Here is a 23,188-nt window from a genome sequence, read left to right on the forward strand (position 1 = left end):
TTGTTAAAAACTATAACACAGATTACTGGCAACCTAAAGGTTGCAACTGCGTTTCATCCCCGGCTTGAAAGACCGGGGTTCTCACGCGACGCGCTATAGCCTTTCTCAAATAAGTGAGGTATGCCCTATGCCCTATGCCCTATGCCCTATGCCCTATGCCCTATGCCCTATGCCCTATGCCCTATGAGCACCGCACTGTTACTGAAAAAGGCTATAGTCATCAGTCATTTCCAATTCTTTAATCTCAAATCGAAAAATCTCAAATCTCAAATCTCAAATCTCAAATGGTATAAGGTGCACAGCGTGCACCTACATAACTACTACTACATACTACATACCTGTTAGTTGTAAAGTGCTAGTGGCGAACTCTACAAAAATTATCGAAAATAACTCTTATTCTTCGCTATCCGAAGGCATTGCAAATCTCGGACACGCATAATATCCATCTCTATCTTTGCACCGCCGCCACGTCGTAGACTGATTCAATTGGAACAGCGTTGCGACTGATTCATTCACTGTGGGTGTAACAGTTGCAGGAGTTGGCATTGCTCTTGAGGCTTGACTTAGCTCCATTACCGTTATAATTGCCAGCATGGCTGATGAAAGCAAAACTGTGCGTTTCATTTATTTGTTTTTTCCTCTTTTAATCGTTGACGTGCCATTCCTATCCATATATCCTCATCGAATTCTTGGGAATCCGCATACTTTAGACAAGTTTTCCACTGCGGTAGCGCTTCCTTCGTCTTTTTCATCCCTTCTAGGACTTGCGCTTTTAAGCAGTAAGTTGCAGGTCTTTCACTATCAAGCTTAATCGCTGCATCCAGATGCTGCAATGCCTCTGAATATCTACCCTGTTTCAGCCGAGCCCATCCCAAATTTTTGAGTAAGGAATATTTTACTCGATCGTCCTCAGCTAATTTTAAACCTTGCCACAGCAAGTGAACGGCAGCAGCATAGTTTTTCTTGTCTACTATATATAATCGAGCTAAATTGCTGTAAGCAGCAGGGAGACCCAGTTTGGCAGCTTGCAGGTATTTTCCTCGGGCGCACTCTAAATCTTGCACCTCTTCGCACAGCCATCCCAAATTGTAAAGAGCTGTTCGGCTCTTGGGATCTACGGAGAGGGCTAATTCATAGGCTTTTTGAGTATCAGCCAATCTATTGGCTTTGTAGTTTTCAAAGCCCTTATTATTAAACAGTGAGGCGAGTTCCGGCAACCCAAATTGCCAGCCGCCAAAGCCTACTGCTAGCATCAGTAGGAATGCCGCCCACTTGGAGTGATGATGCTTTTTTGTTGGCTCTTTCATGACATTAAAAATGTTAGCTAACGGTGTCGTTTTTAGCATCTTTTAACTTGAGAGTTGGGATATTTTGTTGTCTAGATTTAATTGCCACCCTCATGGCATCATAATCTTAGGAAATGAAGGAAGGCTTGAACTCATTTCTCATTTATGGTTTGCAACTCCACAGCCGAATGCTTGCCTCATGCTGCGATTACCTAGATGTATTCGAGCATAGGTTAACCCTTCGTGGGACTCCACAAGCAATCCGGATATTTTCAGGAAGATTGAAGATTGAAGCGGGAAGAAGGACAGTTGACAGTTGACAGTTGACAGTTGACAGTTGGCAGTTGACAGAAGAGCCCGAAGAGGTTGACAGAAGCGGTTGAGAGGACTGATGACTGAATGACTGATGATATGGTGTTCGCTCGATTAAGGGCACGCGCGAACAGTTTGTAGTGCGTCCTGGTGTCCGCTCTGAAGCTGCGGACACCAGGACGCACTACGAACCATTTTTATTATGGTTATGGATCGGACATGATAGGCAGCATCTGAGTTTTGTATTTATAGTGCTGTCCCCGCTCGCGTACTATACAATACGCGAGCGGGGACGCTCGCACTCAAAAAAAAATGCTTTTTACAAAAATGAGATGCTCCCACATAATATAACTGATGACTGTTGACAGTTGACAGCTTGCCCCCTGCCCGAAGAGCACAGTCGTTGGGTTGATAGGTGACAGTTGACTGTTTACCGACTAATGACTGATGACTGATGACTAAAATTGCTTCATCGCGCGTTCCATATCCCGCTTGTCTTCGCGTTTCTTCAAATCTTCGCGCTTGTCGTGCAGTTTTTTCCCTTTTCCCAAACCGATATCAAGTTTTACCCAGCCACCTTTCAAATACATTTTTAACGGCACTAAAGTCAAACCTTTTTCTTCCACTTTGCCGATTAATTTGCGAATTTCCTGCTTGTGCATCAGCAATTTGCGGGTGCGGCGAGGCTCGTGATTAAAATAGTTGCTAGCACTTCTCCACGGCGAAATATGAACGTTAATCAGCCATATTTCGCCATTTTTAACCAAAGCATATCCGTCCCGCAAATTCGCTTTTCCTTCCCGAATCGATTTGACTTCGGTTCCCTTTAACTCGATTCCCACTTGATATGTATCTATAATTTCATACAAATGGCGCGCTTGTCGGTTGTCGCTAAGAATTTTGTATCCTGTACTTTTTTCGCTCATTTTTACCTCCGATTAAATTATTATAAGGCTAACATTTATGTATAGAAAATAGAAGCTTGACAAAACTTAATTTACGGGTCTAGGCATTACCAATTTTGCTGAGCTAAGATTTCATCAATGTGAATTTCAAGCGGTATCATGCAGCGCACCAATATTCCAGATTCGGGAATTTCAGATTCTGTTAGTCCCCCTCAGGCGGTTAATTTGGTTTGGCTGGCTCCTTTTTTGCTGGCGCTTGCTTGGTTTTGGGCCAATATCTCGGCTGTTAAGTGGCTGTTATCGTCGTTTGTTGAGATACCGGCACTGTACAAGATAGCAATTGGTTTTCTGATTGTAGCATTAGTAGTGCGATCGCCCCAACCGAGCGATCGCCCGCGCGCATTTTCCCGCAACTTCATTTTGAGGCGCAATCCGCTGCTGTTGATGTTGGGTGCAGGTGTTTTGGCGATCGCCACAGGGTGCATAATTAATATCCCACAAGTTAGCGTACTGCTATTTATCCTCGGAACTTACGGGCTGTGCGGCTTCTTTGCGGAACCGAATTTTTGGCAAAAAAACTTGCCAATTGCCGGCTTGCTGGCTTGTATTTTACCCTTCAGCAATCAGTTTAATAGCGGCCTCGGCTTGCCCGCGCGAGTGATGACTGCTCACGTAGTAGAACAGTTGCTCTCATTCCTGCACGTGGGAGCTATTTCTTCCTACGATATCCTGATTTTGGAAAACGGCATCGCTCACGTTGATATACCTTGCAGCGGCATTAAAACCCTATTAGTCGGGACGCTATTTTTGCTAGTGGCTACCTGGTTAGAAAGCCGAAAATTAAGTTTTCAATGGCTGGCAGTATGCGCTGCTAACTTGTTAATGTTGCTGTCTGCTAACGCTTTGCGGGTTGTCGCGCTAGTGCTGGTTGCCCAAGTTTGGCAACAGCCAACCTATGCAGAAATCCTCCACGTACCGCTGGGAATTGTAGGTTTAGTCTGCGGTTGTTTTGTAAGTTGGTTGATGCTGCAACAAGTTCCCAAATTTCAGCCAACAAAACAAATTGATTTCAACTCGCAACGAGATTCGGAAATACTGAAAAATCAGCCTCTGGCAAAAGCCGGACTAATTGTGACGGTGACTGTTTTAGCAGGAATTTCTCAATTGTATCATGTCGAAAGTACAAAAGTAGCGATCGCCCCTTTACAACTACCCCAACAAATTATATCCGAAGCAATCCCGCTGAATCCCAGCGAACAAAGATTCTTCGGCAATTACCCAGATACAAAAGCCGAAAAAAAGAGATTTGTCTCAGGTAACTTGCACGGTTCCCTCCTCGCAGTAGCCAGCACATCTTGGCAGACTTATCACGCACCAGAGTTGTGCTTTGTAACCAGTGGCATCTCCGTTAATCGAATAGAACAAAAACAGCTAACTCCTACCGTAACCGCTCGCTGGCTGTATCTCAAAGACAACCAACTATCCGCTGCATACTGGCTGCAATCTCAAGCGCAAACCACAGATAACTTCTTGTCGCGCATCGGCAGCGACATCACCCATCGCAATCAGACTTGGGTGCTAGTTTCCATTCTTTTTGACAGTTTCGTAAATCCTGAAAATTCCGAGGTACAAGAGTTTACTGCTAACGTACATAATGCTGTCAAACAAAGCTTAAAAGGAGCAAAAAATGAAAGCAAAGCAGGTATTTGATGCAATTTTTAGAATTGTTTTTTGGGTGTGGAACCTGACATTTTTGTCAACTGTTTATCTAGGAATTTTGCCATACCTAGCAATTCCGTTAATCCAAGCAACAATAGACGGAATTATTCCCCTTGAATTTTCCTTAACCCTAACAGCACTGATAGCAGTACCGACAGTGTTTACCATAGTAGGAGCAAGGCGCTTTCACAAGCAACCATTGCAGCTAATGCGCTTGTTTTACGGAGTAGAAGCGCCGTTGTTTTTGCTCTGCTTAATCAGGCTGTTTATGCTTCGAGAACTGAATCCAGCCAGCTCGCTAATTATCGCTACAATCGTTTTGTGCATTGCAGCATTTTTAGTAGAAATGCTGTACGGATATTTTGGGAAACAAGAAAATATTGAAGATATTTCAATATCTCAAGATGCTCGCAACAGAAAGTCCAGTTCTATTGGATTCATGGGAAACAAGCGAAGTGCATGGATCCAGTTAGGATTTCACAGCTTAATGCTGCTAGTTGGAACTTGGGCGGCAACCTTGCTGATGTTTTACGCTCTACCTGTCGCATTTACGCTGGTAGTTGGATTTTTAAGTTTTGTTTGGGTAGCACCACTGATAGATTCTCTAAAGTACACTTCATTATCCATAATTTGGTGGCTACCATTATCCTTGATTCTGTTTGGTCTTACCTCCAGCTTGTTCGTAGTAATGCCTTCGCTTTACGGCTTTCTATACATCCAATCTGGACGCAAAGTATTTCGCAGTTTTGCTTCCCAATACGGAAAGAATCAAGCAATCATGGGCAGCTTGGGAGTCATGGCTGCTTGGCTGGCAATTTTCGCAGCTTTGCTACAGCAGCCGCAAATTCAAGCCATGAAAATTCTGGCAACTCCCGCAGCAAATGACACTGCGCGTCAAACTTTATTAGCCAAGTCTGATATGATTCGATCGGGCTTAGTTAATGCTTATTTATCTCCGTACCGCTATCTCAGCACTGTGGGAGAAAACAACCACATTTATGAGATGTACAAAAATACGTTCAGTTTGCCTAACACAGCGGCTCGCAACGTGCAGAACAGCTACAATTTTTTAATGTCGCCGTTTTTGTATCAAGGCTCTGATTCCGATGTTAAAAAAGCCGAAAAACTCTACGCTGGATTCTTCGATACCGAAATTCAAAAAGGTGACACGGAAGCAGTAAAGCACGCAGTGCAGTCAACATCTAACCGCCAAGAAGCTAAGGCAGGTTTGCTGAATGTCAATGAGGAAAAAGTATGGTTGCAGTCCCAAGAAGTTACAATCACAGAAAAGGGCGATTGGGCTGATGTTCAACTCTACGAAGTTTACAAAAATCAAACGCCGAACTTGCAAGAAGTATTTTATTACTTTTCACTGCCGGAAAGCGCCGCAGTTACAGGAGTTTGGCTGGGCGATACTGGGGATTTGAAAAGGCGTTTTGCATTTAGTGTGTCGCCCAGAGGTGCTGCACAGCAAGTTTACAACCAGCAGGTGAGAGAAAATGTAGACCCGGCTTTGCTCGAACAAGTTGGCCCGAAACAATACCGCTTGCGAGCTTTTCCAATTCCGGCTAAACGAGAGTTTTCGCGCACGCAAACTGATGGGCCAACGGAAATGCACTTGTGGCTGACTTACAAAGTGATGCGACAACCACAGGGTTGGGCGATGCCTGTTTTAGCAGAAAAACGTAACATTTATTGGGATGGAAATACTCGCCGCACAATTGCCGGAAAACAGGTAAATTACAAGGGAAAAGAGGCAAAAGAAACTTGGCTGCCGACTTTTGTGCTAGCAGTTTCCCGGCAGCAAGCAATACCGCGTCTGGCAAATTTGCCGGGAGAAAATACGATTTCGGCTAAGCCATTAGTTGATGCAAATTATTCGCTGCCGCAGGGCAAAAAGTTGGCAGTGATTCTGGATACTTCTCGCAGTATGGCGGGGGAAACAAAGGAAGTTAAGGAGAATTTTGAATGGTTGAAAGCGAATAGTTTAAAAGCAAATACGGTTGATTTGTATGTGGCGAGTGCGACGGGGATGCCGCCGAAGTTGGTGGAAGATTTGGGGAGTTTTGATGTTGGAAAGTTGACGTTTTATGGTACGCTCCAACTTAAGGATATTCTGCAACAGTTTGCACAGTTACGCGCCGATCGCACTTATGATACTGTATTCTTGGTGAGCGATCGCCACAGCTATGAGTTATCCGACGATCGCAAAACCAGCGTTTCCATGCCCTCACCCCTATGGACTGTGCATTTGGGAGGCTTACCACCGGCTTACGATGATGGAACTTTAAAGCTGATTCAAGATAGCGGTGGCGGAGTTTCTACCGATATCAAAGAGGCGATGCAGCGAGTGGCGACGACAGCATCATCAGGGAAATCTGCAATTAGTGTTGTTGATGGCTATGTTTGGAGTTATGCCAAAACTCCCAAGTCGGCGGCGGTTGCGAAAATAACTGATGATGAAAATGAAGGTTTTAAACCGATAGCTGCGCGGCAGTTGATAACCGCCCTTAGCAAAGAGAAAACTTCCAATCAGTTGACTCAGTTGGATGCAATGCACTCGCTAGCTAAAACTTTTAAAGTCGTCACGCCTTATTCTTCGATGATTGTGCTAGTTAATGACGCGCAAAGGGCGCAGCTAAAGGCGGCGGAAGCTAAGAGCGATCGATTTGAAAGAAAGATAGAATCGGGTAAGGAGGAGTTGACGAAACCGAACAATCCTTTGAATGTTTCTGGGGTTCCGGAACCGGAAGAATGGCTGCTTTTGATCGTTGGGGCGATCGGGCTTTTGGGGGTTTTCCTCCGTCAGCGGCGCGCCAAAGTGATAGGTTGAAAAGTGCGGTGGTTTAAAGTTAATTAACTCCTTCCCAAGCGATGTGCTTGGGAAAGAGTCATATCATGTCCGCTCTATTACCATAACAAAAACAGTTTGTAGTGCGTCGGGAGTGTCCTCCGCATGAAAGCTGACTGAAGTCCGCACTACGAACCAATCTGATTGTGCTTAATTACTCGGACACCATATGAACCCCAGATGCCAGTTCAAAACTTTAATCCGCCACCACCAAGCACCAGTAAAGTCGATTAACGCTCGATCAAAATTGCTTTCGGTTTCTGAGAATCCAGGAGAGAAGTGGAAAGCAGAATTACCAGATCTCCTGTTTCATTTTGACCGTGATGCACCATACCCCCTGCCTCAACTAAAGAATCTCCCACCGTCAGACGAGTAGTTTGGCCCGCGTCTAGGGTTTCTTCTTTACCATTGGCGCGTTTAATTTTCGCGATTCCCTGGACAACAGTATAGGTGAGTGTCCCCAATTCAACTTTGAAAATTTGCATCCCTGGATGAACGTGAGGCAGCAGTTTTGCCATACCAGGAATGGTATAACGTACTAATTCTAAAATTCTACCTTCTGCCTCACTAGGATAACCACTCGCGAAGACTTCCCGTTTCACGGTTTGACTATAGGTATTGATAGGTGGTGGTGTTTGCTGACTTCTGACAATTGCAACTGTTCCCAAGCTAATCATCACCATCAAAAAAAAAACAGGCATAGTTTTTTCATGATTTTATTTGTTGGAATATCTGGTTTTCCGTCCCTAGTTGAGATTTTATCTTTGACGCTCCTTGCCGCGTGAAGGTACGAGGAGTATGAACACTATTGAGAATGTTTGTTGGGTTATAAAACAATACGGTTTACTTAACACTATTTATGCCCGGAGATCACCCTAAATCCCCCGCATCGTTGCGGGGACTTTAAGAGCTTCTTGTCCCCCCCGCATCTCCCGGGGGGTTAGGGGGGATCTGTCTTAAGTGAACCGTATTGGGTTATAAAATTACTGGTATCACGCTCGGAACCCTTCTATTAAATGCGTGGGACTTTGTAATTTACCAGGCAACTCAGATTCTTATGCTCTGCCTTGTTTGGCTCCCATGTCGGCAAAGCCTCCCGGCGCTAGCAGGTTTGTGTTGGAAACAGCACATAATAAGATTTTGACAAATTGTTGTTACGGTTATTAACGGTTATTAACTATATAAAAAATATCTATCTTAAGGCATAGATTGCCAGACACGGTGCCGTGCCGTGTCCCTACAGGTAAAAACCTCTAATTTATTTTTCTTATTTTTTTATTCTTATGAGATTTTGTTTCAAATTGGTATGAATAAATGACTGATGAATCATGATTCATTGATGTCAACAAAAACGATTTCGCCCTCAATCTTTACGGGATAAGACTCTAGGGAATCACTCGGTGCATTCAAACATTTACCAGTATCTAACTTGAATTGAAATTTATGAAAGGGACAGGTAATGATGCCATTACTTACTTTCCCCATATCGATCGGATATTCTAAATGAGTGCAAGCATTGCGGTAACAAGTGACATTCGCACCTTGGCGATTCAAAATTAGTGAAATTCCTTCAACTTTTACCTTCAAAATATCCCGTTCGGGAATCTGATTTAGCGCTGTTACGTCTACCCACATAAAATATTTTTTCTGAGTTGTCTATACTTTTCTATTTCCATATATATCATACCCTACGGATGAATCTGACTCAAAATCACCCGCAACCGATCGTAATCATCCTTCAACAAAACACTTAAATTCCTGCCCGCTTCCACCAACCAAGATCGATCGCGCATTCGCAACTGATAAATCTCCCGAATCGTCGCAGCCGTCAGCGCATCCACAGGCGCATTCGTCACTCCCAGCAGCGTCCTCAAAAAATCCAACTGCACCGTAAAATCAATCACCTCATCCGGTTCGCAGCGATAAACCGCTTGGTGAATTTGCGGCGGGCGCGGCGGCAAATACTGATAAATTGTACCCCTCGATGGGCCGTGGCCGTTCAACCTTTCCGGTGGCTTCTCAAACCCCACAAGCGCCACTCGAAACTCGGTTTTCAGCATCGCAAAAATCTGCGGTTGTTCTTCCCGCAACTCTTCCAGCGATAAACCCAAAGCCCTAGCTCTGTGCACCGAGTCGATCGGGCTAGTGGTAGCATGGTAAACTACGCCGTAGATTTGATTTTTTGACTCTTCATCTTCCGCCTTCACCCAACTCCCAAAAGGTGGCATCACCGGAAAACTCAAGTCATCCGGTTCCAAGCATTGAGCCAAAAACTCTGTAGTTGCCGTCTCGATGACTTCAGCAATGCGATCGGGATGCCGCTCTTTTGTTCCAAATTGGGGTAAAGGTAAACGCATATTAGTCAGTTGACAGTTGACAGTTGACAGTTGGCAGTTGGCAGTTGGCAGTTGGCAGTTGGCGGTTAGCAGTTGGTTATTTATTATTTGTTATTTGTGAGTGGGTACTAATAACCAATAACCAATAACTAATAACAAATAACAACTGACTAATGACCGCTGACTAATGACTATTTCGCGCGACCAGCCGTAGCATCCACAATATCCAATTGCGATAAGCGGAACGTGATCAGCTTGTCCCAATTGCCACCTTCAAACAATACCGCGACTTTCCCGTCGGTAACTCGCTGCACAAGTCCTTGAAAGCCGTAGTAAATCTCGCCCTTATCTTTAACTCGAACTGCCGAACCTGGAAAAATCATAATTCTTTGAATGTTAAGTTTGCTCTTTATAGCTTACCGTTTCTCGTTTCTAGTTCCCAAGCAGAGCTCGGGAATTAGGCAAACCTTCGCCAACAGGAGACAAAGCTGGGAAACGAAAGTTTGTGAGACTTCTCCCAAAAACTGTTGTGGGGCAGGCCGGAGAGCCTGCCCTTGACGAACTTTTGGATGAGATGTCTATTAGGCTAGGGCTGCTACAGAAACTTTACCAGCAATGCGACCCGCGATCGCCCGCAACTCCCTCGCCGAAGCAGAACCCGGTTGTCCCACGACAATTGGCACACCGGAATCGCCACCTTCCCGCAGCGGAATTTCCAGCGGAATGCGGCCTAACAGCGGCACTCCCAACTCTGCCGCCGTCCTTTCGCCGCCGCCGGAACCGAAAATATCGTATTGCTTGTCAGGCATATCCGGCGGCACAAAATAGCTCATATTTTCCACAATTCCCAACACCGACACTCCCAACTGTTGGAACATCTTCAACCCCTTGCGGGAGTCCAACAAAGCCACCGTCTGCGGCGTCGTCACAATCACCACACCAGCCATCGGCACCGCTTGCGCCATTGTCAACTGCGCGTCTCCTGTACCCGGAGGCATATCGACAATCAGATAGTCTAAATCGCCCCAATTCGCCTGGTAGAGGAACTGCCGGATGATTCCGTTCAACATCGGGCCGCGCCAAATCACGGGTTGGTCTTTCTCAATTAAAAACGCCATCGACACTAATTTGACGCCGTAGTTGAATGCGGGTTCGAGGCTTTCTCCGCTTTTTCCATCCCTAACCATTACTTTCGCGTCCCCCAAACCCAACATATTTGGGTCGTTGGGCCCATAGATATCGGCATCTAGCAAACCCACCTTTGCGCCGGTTTGCGCCAGGGCTACTGCCACATTCACCGCTACCGTGCTTTTGCCGACGCCACCTTTGCCGCTGGAAATTGCGATAATATTTTTAACGCCTTCTATGCCTTGGCGATCGACCACTCCCTTCTGCTGGGGAGTCTCGGCTGTCACCTCCACAGCCACTTTTTCGACTCCTGGCAACTGTTTGACCGCTTTTTGGCAATCTTCGACAATAAATTCTCGCAGCGGGCAAGCAGGCGTTGTCAGCACTAAAGTAAAACTGACGACTCCGCCGTCAATTTTGATGTTACGAATCATGTTCAATTCCACCAAACTTTTTTGCAGTTCGGGGTCTTGCACAGGTCGCAGGATTTCTAAGACTGAACTAATATCGAGTGTACTGGGCATTGTGTTCTCCACCATAGCTCTGCAATTGTGTCAGTGAATGTTCGATCGCAAGTTTAAGTATATTTTTATTGCTATTTTTTAATGTAACTTCATAGCGATCATTTGCAGACCTGCGGTGGCATAATTACATGGCGACTGGATTTGGCAATCATCACCATCTAAGATTCAAATCTGACAACAGAAAATTTTATGACAGTTTCTACAACACTTAAAACCACGACTTCTCCGTTTTTGCCGCCCGCTGACTCTAGAGCTAGAGTCAGCCAATTTATGAAAAGCCTACAAGACGAAATTTGTCAAGCCCTCGAACAGGTCGATGGCGGCGGCAAATTTAAAGAGGACTCTTGGGAACGCTCCGAAGGCGGGGGCGGACGTTCTCGCGTTATGCGCGAAGGCAATGTGTTTGAACAAGGCGGAGTTAATTTTTCCCAAGTTTGGGGCGAAAGTTTGCCTGCTTTGATTCTGACCAAGCACCCAGAAGCTGCCGGTCACGATTTCTACGCCACTGGTACTTCGATGGTGCTGCACCCCCGCAATCCCTACTTGCCTACGGTTCACCTGAATTACCGTTATTTTGAAGCGGGCCCGATTTGGTGGTTTGGTGGTGGTGTCGATTTGACTCCTTATTACCTGTTGGATGAGGATGCAGCTCATTTTCACAAAACTCTGAAATCAGCTTGCGACAAACACCACTCGGACTATTACCAGACATTTAAACTCTGGTGCGACGAATATTTTTACCTGCCCCACCGCCAAGAAACTCGCGGTATCGGCGGCCTGTTTTTTGACTACCAAAACGCTCAAGGCCCGCTTTACCGCGACCAAAATGTCAAAGGGAAAGCTGCTGAGTACAGCAAAAATGTCGGAAACCCGGAGCCTAGAAGCTGGGAGTCGCTGTTCGCCTTCATACAGGACTGCGGCCGCGCATTTTTGCCGGCTTACACCCCAATTGTTGAAAAACATCGATCGAAAGCATACGGCGAGCGCGAGCGCGATTTCCAACTTTACCGCCGCGGCCGTTACGTTGAATTTAACTTAGTGTACGATCGGGGCACGACCTTTGGCTTACAGACCAACGGACGCACCGAATCGATTCTGATGTCCCTGCCACCTCTGGTACGCTGGGAGTATTGTTTCGAGCCAGAACCCAACTCTCCAGAAGCCGAACTCTACTCAAAGTTCTTAAAACCGCAAGATTGGGCGAATTGGATGCCTCAGCAGTCACCGACGTGAGTTAAACTACTGAGAAAGTCCTTAGCTAGCAATTAAGTAGACAGAATGGTAAACTTTTACACAAACACTCATAGTGTGCCATGTTCAAACCCTGCGCGATTTGCGAAAAAGCTTGGACTTTCAGTATCAAGTCACTACTTACTTATGCAAAAACCACGCAACTATAAGTAGAAGATTTAAATGTTGATCGGATGCCAAAAAATCACAAACTAGCGCAGGCAATAGCTGACTGTGGATTCTCTGAATTCAAGCGTCACCTAGAATATAAGGCGAAAAAGTTTGGTTGTGAAATAATCATTGCTGACCGCTGGTTTCCGCCCTTGCAAAACAATAGTCAAGCTGTGGGCATATCCAAGATATGCCACTGAAAGAAAGAACCTTCAACTGCGAAAGTTGTGGTAATTCGATGGACAGAGACTTGAAGGCAGCGATTAATTTATCACGCTTGGCTAAAGCGCGAAAGCTTACTGAGGGATAACCGCTCCCATGCTCCCTGTGAAGTAAGAAGCAAATGTCTAGACTTGTCTAGTATTTGTATAGCAGAAAGTAACCACCGCGATAAATAGTAATAAATTTGAGGGAAGGGTCAGTGATTCATATTGATCAAAAAACCCACACGCTATCTGACGGTACAACAGTTATCGTCTTAGCACCGACAGGACGGTTGGACATCACGACAGCTTGGCAATTCCGCCTCAAGTTGCAAGAGTGTATTTCCAAACTCAGCCGTCATGTCGTCGTGAATCTTGGTCAGGTAAACTTTATCGATAGTTCTGGCCTGACCTCGTTGGTAGCCGGTATGCGCGATGCGGATAAAGTTAAGGGCAGTTTCCGCATTTGCAATGTTCATCCAGAAGCCAAACTGGTGTTTGAAGTGACCATGATGGATTCTGTCTTTGAAATATTTGAAACAGAAGAAGAAGCTCTAGAGGGGGTGCCGCGCGCAAGTTAAGAAAACCGGGCGGTTGAAACCGCTTCTACACAAACAAAACCTGCCTCCGCAGGTTGAAGAAGACCGGGCGATTGAAATCCCGTCTACACAAACTTGCACGTGTCTGGTGCAGGTTAAAGACCGGGCGGTGAAAATTACGCGATCTTCTTCTTTAGTCCGCGGAGGCGGACTTTGTTTCTGTAGACGCGGTTTCAACCGCCGTCCGATCCGATCCCAAGCGTATTGGCAAATATTTCAGAAGCAAAATCCTGACGCTTGACAAATCTAAAAGGGCCCATTAAAGCTCCCCAGATAGCCTTACCTGTCGTGGGGTTTATTCCTTTGTCGTAGCTGAGAAATTCCTCGTCTGCGGCTTCAAATCCCAAGTCTACTTGGTAAGTTTGCCCATCGTAGGTAAAGCAGCAACGAGTTCCCTCCGGCAGAGATGCCCGAAATCGATAGCGGTTTGAGCCTAAATTTTGCACCGCAACCGAGAGGGTGCAGCCGGGAAGAAGTTCGACTTGCTCGCCCTTGAGTTTTGCCAGTAAGTCGGGGTTGCGACCGGCTCCTTTGACGGCTGCGATATCCTTGAACATATAATACTGAGCTTCTATAAGTTCCGGCGCTGTCTTCACGTGCCTCAGTTGCACGATGCGGGGACGGTAGGGCTTGTCTAATTCTAGAATATTGGCTTGTTCGGCAAACAGGGCAATACTCGGTTCGTCCAAGAGAGGCACGGGCAGGGGTCTTTGCCAAAAACGCAGGTGGACGTACCACGCCGGATCTGCTAGCGCTTGTTCTTGGTTGTCAAATTCGCCCGCCATGTATTGGGCTAAAGCTCTTAATTCAGGAGAAATTGTCATGTTCGTTCGATTTTTGAGGATTGGGCTTGACAATAAAATTTGATTGTGGTAAGGGTTGCCCGAAGAGGGCCGGGCAAGTCAGAAGATGGGATTTATCAGCGATCCCAGAAGAGCTATGATTGTAAAGATACTTGGCTTTTGCCATCGTATTGCGACAGATTAATTGTTGCTGCCGATCGCCCGCAAAATCTTCTTGATAAAATTTTGCCTCGCAGTCTCGGCTGCACAGTTAAAAAAACTGGCAAATTTTGCCAGCCCGATCGCCAATTTACTCCCCCGACTTTACTCATGCCGCGCTGGTCCACTTGTGGCGGCACAATTATTTATCTATAAAACTCAGGTGAACAAGAACCGTACTGTTTCAGATACTAAGCGAAGTTTCTATACGATTCACACTCGACCGATTAACTCAATTTACCGTCGAGTGGTGGAAGAGTTGATGGTAGAAATGCACTTGCTTTCGGCGAATGTCGATTTTCAATACGACCCGATTTATGCTTTGGGTGTGGTGACAGCTTTCGATCGATTCATGCTCGGGTACGCCCCAGAAGCAGACAGACTTTCGATTTTTAACGCTTTGTGCAAAGCCCTAGAAGACGATCCCGATCGCTACAAGCAAGACGCTCACAGATTGGAAAGCTTGGCCGATCGCCTTGGAGGGTCTGAGTTGCTCTCGTGGCTCGATCGCTCCACCAGCTTTGAAGATACAGGAGATTTGCAAGCGTCCTTAGGGGCGATCGCCAGCAACGCTCAATTTAAGTACAGTCGCTTATTTGCGATCGGTTTGTTCTCGCTGTTAGAAAAAGCTGACCCCGAAATGGTAAAAAACCAAGAAACTCGCAACGAGGCGATCGGCAAAATCAGTGCAGCTTTGCATTTACCTGAAGACAAAGTTAGCAAAGATTTAGATTTGTACCGCAGCAATTTGGAAAAAATGGCCCAAGCGCGAATAGTGCTTCAAGATGTCATCCAAGCTGAACGGAAAAAACGTGAAAAACGAGAAACAAAAGTTACTGCCGGCCCCTCCGCAGACTCTTCTGAGAGCAATAATTAATTGTTTGAAGTCATTAGTCATTAGTCATTAGTCAGAAGGAAAAGGGAATTGTTTGTTTTAGGTGGCAAACAAACAATTCCTTTAATTTTTTTTTCAATTGTGACGGATGTCTTGTGACCAAAAAGAATTGGTTTAAAGCCGGAATCCCGATCGGGAGAAATTAAAATCAGACGATTCATTACTCCAATCCCACATCCCCCTTCCTTCTGCTGTCAACTGTCAACTGTCAACTGTCAACTGTCAACTGTCAACTGTTTCTGGCTCAAAAACTAAAAATCCCGCTTTTTGAATTGAGCGGGATCGACTTAACCAAAATAGAGCTGTTGGACGTGGTACTACGGCTGCGGCTCAAAATTAACGGCGTTAGCTTGCAGCCAATTGCTGAGATTTGACAGAACTTCGGTTCCAGAAGACGGCTTACCCAAAGCTGTGGGGTTTACGGGTTCAGGTCTGACCAAGTTGCGGTCGATCGCTGCGTTGACTTCTTTGGAAATCAAATCGTGAAGCTGCTCTTTAGCCCTAGCCCTTTGAAAGTGAGCTCCCTCTTCCGTCGTAGCGTACAGAGGGGGCAGCCTATTTAAAGCATAAGCCGCAATATCTCCCACATCCAGACTCTGCTCGCTGCTCGCCGCCTCAATTTCTGCCACCCTGGCGATCGCCTCGCTAAGCACCAACTCTTCCATCACATTGATGAACTGTTTGCGCGGCAGAACCACCACTTCTCCGGTCAACAAAGCTCCCATCAGGCGATCGAGAGCCATGTACTCTTCGATCGACAATTCAGAAGCCGTATTGCAGATTCGTCCCACCTCAGCTTCCATAGACGGCGTTAAATAGCCGTCTTGCAAAGCCTGTTCAACAATTTTTTCAATACTCATATATGCTTCCCGCTCAACGGCATCATTAATACAGTTTTGTTTTGTAAAGACGCAATTGCTGGCGTCTTGAGATTCGAGTTTTGAGGCTTGAGTTGAGAATTTTTGTACAAATCATAACCCAATAGTGATAACCCAGAACAGTTATCTACACACCCCAGCCACAAACTTACCCCATAATTGACTTTTAAATTCGTCAAAATCGGTAAAAAGTCCTACTCAACTCCCTGAAGCCGCCAAGGTACCGGATCGACAGACTGCCCGTGCACGTAAAGTCCCCAGTGCAGGTGAGGGCCTGTCGAAGCCCCCGTTGACCCCAAAGCACCAATTACTTGACCCGCTTTCACGAAATCGCCTTCCTTGACATCAATCCGGCTGAGGTGCATCAAAATACTTGCTACCCCTTGACCGTGGTCGATACCAACTACATTACCGTGGATTTTAAACCCTTGCGATTCGCGTCCCACCAGAGACACGCGACCGGCAGCCGGTGCAACTACAGGGGAACCGTAAGGGCCCGCGTAATCGACGCCGCGGTGGTAGTAGTCCTTAGCAAATACCCCATTATAGTACCGACGCACGCCGTAAATAGTGGTAATTTCGCCGGAGTTGGGGCGCAACAATTTGCCATCCCAAAATTTTTGGGGTGTCACCAGTGCTTTAAACGCGTCCACGCGATCGAATTCGGCATCGGTACCTTCGGAGTCTTTCCCAGGTGGCAGCCAGATGGATTGAGTGGGAAAATCTCGATCGCGCACTTGCACATTCAACTTCTGCACTTGTCCGTCACCGGAGACTTGAACAACGCGCGCACCGGGTTTCTCCAGTGGTGTCGTCGGTAGCAGGGCCCGAAAGCGATTATTGCCGATCGGAAAAGCAGGGTAATTTTTCTGCTGTAAAGACACTTTTGGAGTTTCCCCGCCGTTACCGTCAACCTGAATAATTACCGACAGCGTATCACCCAGTTCGGGATTTGGCGGCGTCACCTGCACCTGCAAAGCTTGCACCGGCGATACCAGACTGAGAATGCTGGCAACAATTGGGCCAGTCAAAATCGCCCTGTTTATGTTTGCCTTCAATAGCCTACACTCCCAAATAGCACTCGCAACTATTTTGGCACTTTGTCCCCAGTTAGCTCGATTCGCAGTTGCTGTCATTACCGATATCCTTAACCTTTGTCTAGCTAATGTTACACAAAGTAGCTAAATTTAGCACGCTTTGACTCAAAAAGGTAAAGGACTATTAAGACTTACGCAAAGTACGCGAATGTAGCGTGAGTTAGCGGAGCGTAACGCACTATTTGTCTTATTTGTAGCGTTGGTAAGTTTTGAATATTTGACATAGCTATTAAGTAAATGCCACAGTGGTTAATCATACAGAGGTCAAAATGCCATGCCAAATGAGCAAAATCAACCTGGAGAATATGATGCCGTCCTTGGCGGTCAAAATTCAACTCCTGTCGATGCGGCGGTACTGGGAGGAATTACAGGCGTTAAAAGCCGCTTAGCCTCACCCGCTGTCGAAGTCAGAATCGCTGCACTATCTGAGGCGCTCCAATATGGAGAAGCTGGCTTAGACTTGCTTCTTCAAGGACTGAATGATAAATCGCTACAAGTAAAATTTGCGGTTTACAATTTGCTAAAAGATCGAGATGAATCAAAGATAAAATGGCAATTAAATAATTTTTTTTATACCTTTAATTTTGATGTCATCACGGTAGACCACTACAGCGGCAACGAAAATAGTCGTTGTGTTAAGTCGGCTCAAGTTTTTAATGAAGACTTAGGTGACAAACTTGCACTTCAGATGGTTTATATTCCTGGTGGCAAATTCGAGATGGGTGCGTCACATCTTGGAAGTGAGCAAAAGCCATCGCATCAAGTAACGATTCAACCTGTCTTTATGGCGGAATATACAGTTAATCAAGCACAGTGGGAAAGGGTAATGAAAAGTAATCCCTCTCATTTTAAAGGAGCTAAACGACCTGTCGAACAAGTATCATGGGATGAAGCTATCGAATTTTGCGATCGGCTTACTCAAAAAACAGGCAATAGTTATCGTTTACCTTCAGAAGCAGAATGGGAATATGCTTGTCGCGCTGGAACGAACACAGACTTCTATTTTGGTTCGACAATTACAACGGATTTGGTTAATACTAGCTTTGATGTGCCTTATACGTCAAGTTTTCCTGCTTTCGAGGGTCTAGATACTGACTATGCTTTTATACATCGCAGTAATCAAACAACTAATAATGGGAAATTTTATCCGAATAGTTTTGGACTCTACGATATGCACGGAAATGTTTGGGAATGGTGCAGTGATTGCTACCACTCTAACTATAACGGGGCCCCCTCTGACGGAAGTTCCTGGGAAATAGGTGGATCGGAGAATCAACGGATGTTGCGTGGAGGCTCTTGGGATAGTGATAGCTCCAAGTGCTCTAGTTTGTATCGTTACTCTCTCTCGCGCGACAGCCGGAGGAATGACATTGGTTTTCGCGTTGTTATTGACCTTGTGTGAATGATTCCACACAATAGTAGGGTGCGTCGCCTTCTAAAATATGCAAATTCCAGCGAAAATGTCACAGCGACGCACCATCCAATTGTAGGGTGCGGATTCTTCTAAAATATGCAAATTCGATCGACAATCTCACAGCGACGCACCATGGAAAATAAAGTGCGATCGAACTAATTAAACCCTGTGGTGCGTCGCTTTTAGATTTTTCGATTTTTTACCGAGATTCTGGATTGCGACGCACCCTACACCTCAAAATCCCCCCCTGCTGACGTATTGCGGTAAATCGATCGCAAGTTAAGCTCGATCGCACATCTCACAGATCCGCACCCTACAATTAGCTGGCTTGCGCCTTCGGAAGAAACATTTTTTCAACAATATTTTTCCGCAGATAAACTGTCAATGGTTTTTCGATGAAAGAGTAGAATATGCAGCCGACAACTACAGCAAACAATGCCACCATAGCCGGAGCAAAGAAACCGTCGAAATATTTTCCTAAATTTGCCTTTTGCACAATTTTTGTAGTTGCTGATATCACCGGGCTGTGGAGCAGAAATATTGAATATGAGGCATCGCCCAGGAAAATTAAAAGATAAGGAAGTCTCGGAGAATCCTTAAGGTCGATCGAAGTTGCAGCAACGATTAATATAGCTGCCAGCACTGCAAAAGTCTTGATCCGATCGAACTCAATGTTGCCCCAAGCCACAAACAGTCCTAAAATAACATATCCTAAATTTGCTATCCCAAATAATATCCATCTGTAATTAGTAATCTTATTGTTATATTTAAGCACGATATACGCAGCCAAGCCACCCAAAACAAATTCTAGATTCATATTGCCAAATACTAGATTCAGCAAGAAAAAAGCATCGGGAAATGTTACTACTTTAGAAAAATGTAGAAGTGTGACAAATAGCCAAGCCGACAGCAGAGGCACAGACTGTTTAGGTTTTAGCCAGATAGCTATGCTGAACAATACATAAAAATAAATTTCGTAAACTAAAGTCCAACCTACATCGAGAATTGGCTTGCCATATTGAGGAATCAATAGCAGCGACAGAATTATCTTGTCCAAACTTAAGTCTTGAGCATTAGCAAAACCTGGAATCAGTAGAAAGAAAAACACAACTGTCAGAGTAATTATCCAGTAGATTGGGTAAATTCGCACGCAGCGCTTGACTAAAAATGATTTTAACTGGTCTTTTTTACCGATCGCCGATCGGTGAACGTAGACCATGATAAAACCGCTCAATACAAAAAAGTAATCAACACCACTCCACCCAGCCTGAAATAAATTAAAAAAAGTAACTTGATTTAATCTTTCCGTGCTCATCTGGTTGACGTGAAACATTACCACCAATAAAGCCCCAATCCCTCGATAAACTTGCAAGAGATTAAGCTTTTTGTGAGGATTTGAACTCTTTGTCATTAGAAAATACCTTGTTCAAGAGTGGCAGTTGGGCTTGCTACTCAACTATAGTCAACGCCCCCCAACATAGTCAACACATTAAACACTATAATATAACTTTACACTTTTTTCATAAAGTTGTGCAAGAAGACTTCCGACTGATTGTTGACTTAGTTCTAGTTCTCGCTGCTGCCGCAGCAGGAGGACTCTTTGCATCGTTGTTGCGACAGCCGGTAATTCTCGGATACCTCCTGGGAGGGATCGTAGTTGGGCCGGCCGGTTTGGGGCTGATTAAAGAATTAGTTCAGGTAGACACCCTGGCAGAATTTGGTGTGGCTTTTCTGTTGTTTGCTTTGGGAGTAGAGTTTTCATTCGCCGAACTAAATCGAGTTAAAGCAATTAGTCTGGGCGGGGGGGGCTTGCAAATTGTGCTGACGATCGCCATTACTACTGCAATTTCCTTGGGTGTAGGCTGGGTAGAATCCCCTGCCCAAGGGGTGTTTTTAGGGGCGATCCTGTCGCTTTCCTCGACGGCGGTTGTACTCAAATGCTTGATGGAACGCAATGAAGGCGGTACTTCCCACGGACAAGTCATGCTGGGAATCTTGGTAGTTCAAGATTTGGCTTTGGGGCTAATGCTGGCAGTTTTGCCGGCCCTCAATCAGCCCGCAGAGGCGATCGGCATGACGGTAGTCTGGGCCCTGGTGCGGATCGGATTATTTGCTGCGGGTGCAGTAGTAGCGGGCATTTGGATCGTACCGCAGTTGCTGCGCTACCTCGCGAGAACAGAAAGCCGGGAACTGTTTTTGCTGGGAGTTGTGGTTTTGGCTTTAGGGATTGCGCTGCTGACAGAATATCTGGGTTTCTCGATCGAGATGGGCGCATTTGTGGCGGGTTTAATGATTTCGGAGGTGGAATATGCCGACCAAACTCTAACTTATGTCGAGCCTTTGCGAGATATTTTTGCATCCTTATTTTTTGTTACCATCGGAATGTTAATCGACCCGGTGTTTCTCTGGAACCATCTAGAGTTAATTTTGGGACTGGTATTTCTAGTATTTGTCGGCAAATTCTTGATTGTAACGCCGATCGTCCGATTATTTGGCTATCCCCTAAAAACAGCATTAATCGCAGGTTTGGGCTTAGCTCAAATCGGAGAATTTTCCTTTGTACTCGCTAGTTCTGGCCAAGCTATGGGACTGGTTTCGCGAAACGTTTACCTATTAATTTTAGGAACGACAGCAGTCACCTTGGTGCTGACGCCGTTTGTATTGAGAAGCGTGCCACAGTTATTCAAGTGGGCGGAAAATTTCGGGCCTTTGCAGCGCTATTTTGACCAAACATCTCAACCTGTCGAAATAGCTGAAACTTTGCCGGAACAAAATCATGTTGTGGTTTGTGGCTACGGGCGAGTTGGCAGAAATTTAGTCAAAGTGCTGCAAAGCCGCAACTGTTCAATTGTGGTAATCGACGAGTCGGAAAGCAGAATTCAAGAGTGCAGAGTGTCAGGAATTCCTTACATTTACGGGAATGCTGCCAGCTTGCACGTATTGGAAGCCGCCGGGGTAGAACGCGCCAAAGCAATGGCGATTACTCTTCCCGATCCGATGAGCACTCGCTTGTGTCTGAAGCGGGCTTTAGAATTAGTCCCGGATTTGGATATTGTGGTGCGCGCCAACAAAGATAAAGATATTGAACTGCTTTACCAACTGGGGGCTTGGGAAGTTGTGCAGCCGGAGTTTGAGGCTAGTTTAGAACTGTCTGCCCACTTGCTAGCTGGTATGGGTTTGTCAGCAATGGCTATTGGGCGAGATGTGCAGCAAATTCGCAGCAGCCGCTATCTGGAATTGCGGCCGGCGCGGGAACCTTTGGCGGTTTCGCGGGATTTGAAAGTGGCGGTTCGAGATCTCAACGGCGATTGGTACAACTTACCGGAGGGCTCTCCCATTGGTGGGATGACTCTGGAAGAAACTAACTTGCGGCAGTTGACAGGGGTCAGCGTGATGGCGATCGTCCGCGAAGATGGCGAGGAAATTGATTATCCTAACGGGAAGGCTGCTTTGCTGTCGGGCGATCGACTTTTGGTAGTGGGTGAACCGGAAGAACTGATTAGTTTTGAGTTGCTGGCGAAGGGCGAAGTTGCTGTCCCCGAGGGCGACAGTTCTTGTCAGTGGTTGAGGTTACCAGCCAACAGTCCTTGGGTTGGCCAAAAACTGTCAGAGGTAGATTTGCTCACTCAGTATGGGGTGCAGGTGCGGGCGATCCGCCGGGAAGGGAAGTTTACTCGCTGGCCGGATGGAACTACTGATTTGCAAGAGGGCGATCGTTTGCTGCTGTGCGGCGGCTTCTACGAGCTCGGCTTGATGCAGCGGACGGCCTCGCCTCCGCTGCCGCAACCAGCCTTAAAGCTGCCTTTTGTCACCGCCCAAGTTAGCGAAAAGCTATTTAGCGATTAGTCATGGGGCATGGGGCATGGGGCATGGGGCATGGGGCATGGGGCATGGGGCATTGGTGCTGTCCGCGCGATCGAACGTTATTAGTCAGACGGAAGACGGAAGAGGAAAGACGGAAGAGGGAAGCCCTGTAGGGGATGTAACGGATGTAATATCAAATCCGGTAGCATCGGAATAATATATTTCAATTATGTAGTGCGAGCGTCTCGCTCGCGATTGGTTCGCGAGCGAGACGCTCGCACTATATAACTCCGATGCACCCGGAAACGATATAACGGATGGAAGGAAGAGCGAACAGGAAAGATTTTCCCCCTCTCCCCCTCTCCCCCTCTTCTTCACGCGTTGGGTTTGAGATAAGCAATTGCCGATCGCGAGATCAGAATTTGTGTTTCTGAGGCATCGAGGAGGCAAATGCAGCTATGATCCTGCCAAAAAATTCTGCCTGCTAACAAGTCGCCAGTCATCAGTTTGATCTCTAACTGTTCTTTGTCTTTGATGTAGCTTTGTATTAAGCGAACGCTGGGCAATCCGGTCTCAAATTCAGACATACTGGGAAATGGGTAAATTGGTTATTAGTCATTAATCATTAGTCATTAGTCATCGGTCATTAGTGCTGTCCCCGATCGCGAACAGCATTAGTCATTTTTTTGCTATCAACTGTCAACTGCTTGCGGGTTCGCGTAGACGAAGGGTCAACTGCTTTACCCGATCGCCCTTCGGCTACGCGAGCGGATAAACGCAGTCGTTGGGTCAACTATTAACTGTCAACTGTCAACTGTCAACTGTCAACTGTCAA

General features: G+C 46.0%; 24 protein-coding genes and 1 pseudogene. 9 read left to right on the forward strand and 16 right to left on the reverse strand.

What is annotated here, in order from left to right:
• Window positions 1-393: 393 nt before the first annotated feature.
• From JGK14_RS14910 to smpB, 3 genes are all read right to left on the reverse strand, one after another.
• Entirely contained in the window at window positions 394-624 is a 231-nt protein-coding gene (locus tag JGK14_RS14910) for an Osc7112_2153 family protein (RefSeq protein WP_293185323.1), read from the reverse strand.
• Window positions 621-1,307 carry a tetratricopeptide repeat protein gene (locus tag JGK14_RS14915; protein WP_293203343.1) on the reverse strand — a complete coding sequence of 229 codons (687 nt, stop codon included), beginning with the start codon at window positions 1,305-1,307 and terminating at the stop codon, window positions 621-623. The genes JGK14_RS14910 and JGK14_RS14915 overlap by 4 nt, the downstream gene beginning before the upstream one ends.
• Before the next feature lie 749 nt (window positions 1,308-2,056).
• Window positions 2,057-2,524, reverse strand: coding sequence for an SsrA-binding protein SmpB (gene smpB, locus JGK14_RS14920; protein WP_293185326.1), 468 nt, complete (start codon window positions 2,522-2,524; stop codon window positions 2,057-2,059).
• A 138-nt stretch (window positions 2,525-2,662) separates the two neighbouring features.
• Here smpB and xrtO point away from each other — a divergent pair, with 138 nt between their 5' ends.
• Together xrtO and JGK14_RS14930 are read left to right on the forward strand one after the other, a co-directional pair.
• Window positions 2,663-4,213, forward strand: a complete 1,551-nt coding sequence (gene xrtO, locus JGK14_RS14925) for an exosortase O (protein ID WP_293185328.1) — start codon at window positions 2,663-2,665, stop codon at window positions 4,211-4,213.
• Window positions 4,191-7,055 (forward strand): TIGR02921 family PEP-CTERM protein, encoded by a 2,865-nt coding sequence (locus tag JGK14_RS14930; RefSeq protein ID WP_325315222.1) that lies wholly within the window; start codon window positions 4,191-4,193, stop codon window positions 7,053-7,055. Before xrtO ends, JGK14_RS14930 begins: the two co-directional genes overlap by 23 nt.
• Window positions 7,056-7,303: 248 nt before the next feature.
• Here JGK14_RS14930 and JGK14_RS14935 read toward each other — a convergent pair whose 3' ends face one another.
• The 5 genes from JGK14_RS14935 to JGK14_RS14955 all read right to left on the reverse strand — a co-directional run bounded on the left by JGK14_RS14935 (window position 7,304) and on the right by JGK14_RS14955 (window position 11,061).
• On the reverse strand, window positions 7,304-7,774 hold the full coding sequence (locus JGK14_RS14935) for a cupin domain-containing protein (RefSeq protein ID WP_293185330.1): 471 nt from the start codon (window positions 7,772-7,774) through the stop codon (window positions 7,304-7,306).
• A gap of 625 nt (window positions 7,775-8,399) precedes the next feature.
• Complete coding sequence (locus JGK14_RS14940; RefSeq protein ID WP_293185331.1) at window positions 8,400-8,708, reverse strand: Rieske (2Fe-2S) protein; 309 nt, start codon at window positions 8,706-8,708, stop codon at window positions 8,400-8,402.
• 53 nt (window positions 8,709-8,761) lie between these two features.
• Window positions 8,762-9,430, reverse strand: coding sequence for an HAS-barrel domain-containing protein (locus tag JGK14_RS14945; RefSeq protein WP_293185341.1), 669 nt, complete (start codon window positions 9,428-9,430; stop codon window positions 8,762-8,764).
• A 170-nt stretch (window positions 9,431-9,600) separates the two neighbouring features.
• Complete coding sequence (locus JGK14_RS14950; protein ID WP_293185343.1) at window positions 9,601-9,792, reverse strand: NAD(P)H dehydrogenase subunit NdhS; 192 nt, start codon at window positions 9,790-9,792, stop codon at window positions 9,601-9,603.
• Window positions 9,793-9,990: 198 nt separating this feature from the next.
• Entirely contained in the window at window positions 9,991-11,061 is a 1,071-nt protein-coding gene (locus JGK14_RS14955) for an Mrp/NBP35 family ATP-binding protein (RefSeq protein WP_325315223.1), read from the reverse strand.
• 189 nt (window positions 11,062-11,250) lie between these two features.
• Here JGK14_RS14955 and hemF point away from each other — a divergent pair, with 189 nt between their 5' ends.
• The 3 genes and pseudogenes from hemF to JGK14_RS14965 all read left to right on the forward strand — a co-directional run bounded on the left by hemF (window position 11,251) and on the right by JGK14_RS14965 (window position 13,246).
• Entirely contained in the window at window positions 11,251-12,294 is a 1,044-nt protein-coding gene (gene hemF, locus JGK14_RS14960; protein WP_293185344.1) for an oxygen-dependent coproporphyrinogen oxidase, read from the forward strand.
• A gap of 346 nt (window positions 12,295-12,640) precedes the next feature.
• Window positions 12,641-12,772, forward strand: a pseudogene (locus JGK14_RS34060) (zinc ribbon domain-containing protein); the annotation flags it as partial.
• Between the two features lie 111 nt (window positions 12,773-12,883).
• Window positions 12,884-13,246: an STAS domain-containing protein gene (locus JGK14_RS14965; protein ID WP_106149243.1), complete on the forward strand. Its 363-nt coding sequence runs from the start codon at window positions 12,884-12,886 to the stop codon at window positions 13,244-13,246.
• Between the two features lie 191 nt (window positions 13,247-13,437).
• On the opposite strand, the gene JGK14_RS14970 is transcribed toward JGK14_RS14965, so the two are convergent.
• Both JGK14_RS14970 and JGK14_RS14975 read right to left on the reverse strand, forming a co-directional pair.
• A complete protein-coding gene (locus JGK14_RS14970) occupies window positions 13,438-14,088 on the reverse strand; it encodes a chromophore lyase CpcT/CpeT (RefSeq protein WP_293191937.1) in 651 nt (216 codons plus the stop codon).
• A 113-nt stretch (window positions 14,089-14,201) separates the two neighbouring features.
• Window positions 14,202-14,405 carry a hypothetical protein gene (locus JGK14_RS14975; protein ID WP_293211927.1) on the reverse strand — a complete coding sequence of 68 codons (204 nt, stop codon included), beginning with the start codon at window positions 14,403-14,405 and terminating at the stop codon, window positions 14,202-14,204.
• 23 nt (window positions 14,406-14,428) lie between these two features.
• Between JGK14_RS14975 and psb29 the strand changes: the two genes are divergently transcribed.
• Entirely contained in the window at window positions 14,429-15,142 is a 714-nt protein-coding gene (gene psb29, locus JGK14_RS14980; protein ID WP_293185349.1) for a photosystem II biogenesis protein Psp29, read from the forward strand.
• 20 nt (window positions 15,143-15,162) lie between these two features.
• On the opposite strand, the gene JGK14_RS14985 is transcribed toward psb29, so the two are convergent.
• The 3 genes from JGK14_RS14985 to JGK14_RS14995 form a co-directional block, all read right to left on the reverse strand.
• A complete protein-coding gene (locus JGK14_RS14985; RefSeq protein ID WP_293196268.1) occupies window positions 15,163-15,321 on the reverse strand; it encodes a hypothetical protein in 159 nt (52 codons plus the stop codon).
• 156 nt (window positions 15,322-15,477) lie between these two features.
• Window positions 15,478-16,020, reverse strand: a complete 543-nt coding sequence (locus JGK14_RS14990; protein WP_293185350.1) for a late competence development ComFB family protein — start codon at window positions 16,018-16,020, stop codon at window positions 15,478-15,480.
• A 212-nt stretch (window positions 16,021-16,232) separates the two neighbouring features.
• The gene (locus JGK14_RS14995; protein ID WP_293211930.1) at window positions 16,233-17,174 is read right to left on the reverse strand and encodes a M23 family metallopeptidase; all 942 of its coding nucleotides are present in this window, start codon (window positions 17,172-17,174) and stop codon (window positions 16,233-16,235) included.
• A gap of 235 nt (window positions 17,175-17,409) precedes the next feature.
• Between JGK14_RS14995 and JGK14_RS15000 the strand changes: the two genes are divergently transcribed.
• Window positions 17,410-18,537 (forward strand): formylglycine-generating enzyme family protein, encoded by a 1,128-nt coding sequence (locus JGK14_RS15000; RefSeq protein WP_293191945.1) that lies wholly within the window; start codon window positions 17,410-17,412, stop codon window positions 18,535-18,537.
• Window positions 18,538-18,868: 331 nt separating this feature from the next.
• Here JGK14_RS15000 and JGK14_RS15005 read toward each other — a convergent pair whose 3' ends face one another.
• Window positions 18,869-19,960 carry an acyltransferase family protein gene (locus JGK14_RS15005; RefSeq protein ID WP_293206930.1) on the reverse strand — a complete coding sequence of 364 codons (1,092 nt, stop codon included), beginning with the start codon at window positions 19,958-19,960 and terminating at the stop codon, window positions 18,869-18,871.
• 119 nt (window positions 19,961-20,079) lie between these two features.
• Here JGK14_RS15005 and JGK14_RS15010 point away from each other — a divergent pair, with 119 nt between their 5' ends.
• The gene (locus JGK14_RS15010) at window positions 20,080-22,395 is read left to right on the forward strand and encodes a cation:proton antiporter (RefSeq protein ID WP_293196272.1); all 2,316 of its coding nucleotides are present in this window, start codon (window positions 20,080-20,082) and stop codon (window positions 22,393-22,395) included.
• 16 nt (window positions 22,396-22,411) lie between these two features.
• Entirely contained in the window at window positions 22,412-22,570 is a 159-nt protein-coding gene (locus tag JGK14_RS15015) for a hypothetical protein (protein WP_293183663.1), read from the forward strand.
• A 157-nt stretch (window positions 22,571-22,727) separates the two neighbouring features.
• On the opposite strand, the gene JGK14_RS15020 is transcribed toward JGK14_RS15015, so the two are convergent.
• Together JGK14_RS15020 and JGK14_RS15025 are read right to left on the reverse strand one after the other, a co-directional pair.
• On the reverse strand, window positions 22,728-22,940 hold the full coding sequence (locus JGK14_RS15020; RefSeq protein ID WP_293183666.1) for an Hfq-related RNA-binding protein: 213 nt from the start codon (window positions 22,938-22,940) through the stop codon (window positions 22,728-22,730).
• A gap of 59 nt (window positions 22,941-22,999) precedes the next feature.
• Window positions 23,000-23,146, reverse strand: coding sequence for a hypothetical protein (locus JGK14_RS15025; RefSeq protein WP_293183669.1), 147 nt, complete (start codon window positions 23,144-23,146; stop codon window positions 23,000-23,002).
• Between the last annotated feature and the right edge of the window lie 42 nt (window positions 23,147-23,188).

The sequence above is a fragment of the Microcoleus sp. PH2017_28_MFU_U_A genome (genome assembly GCF_020738035.1).
GTDB lineage: Bacteria > Cyanobacteriota > Cyanobacteriia > Cyanobacteriales > Microcoleaceae > Microcoleus.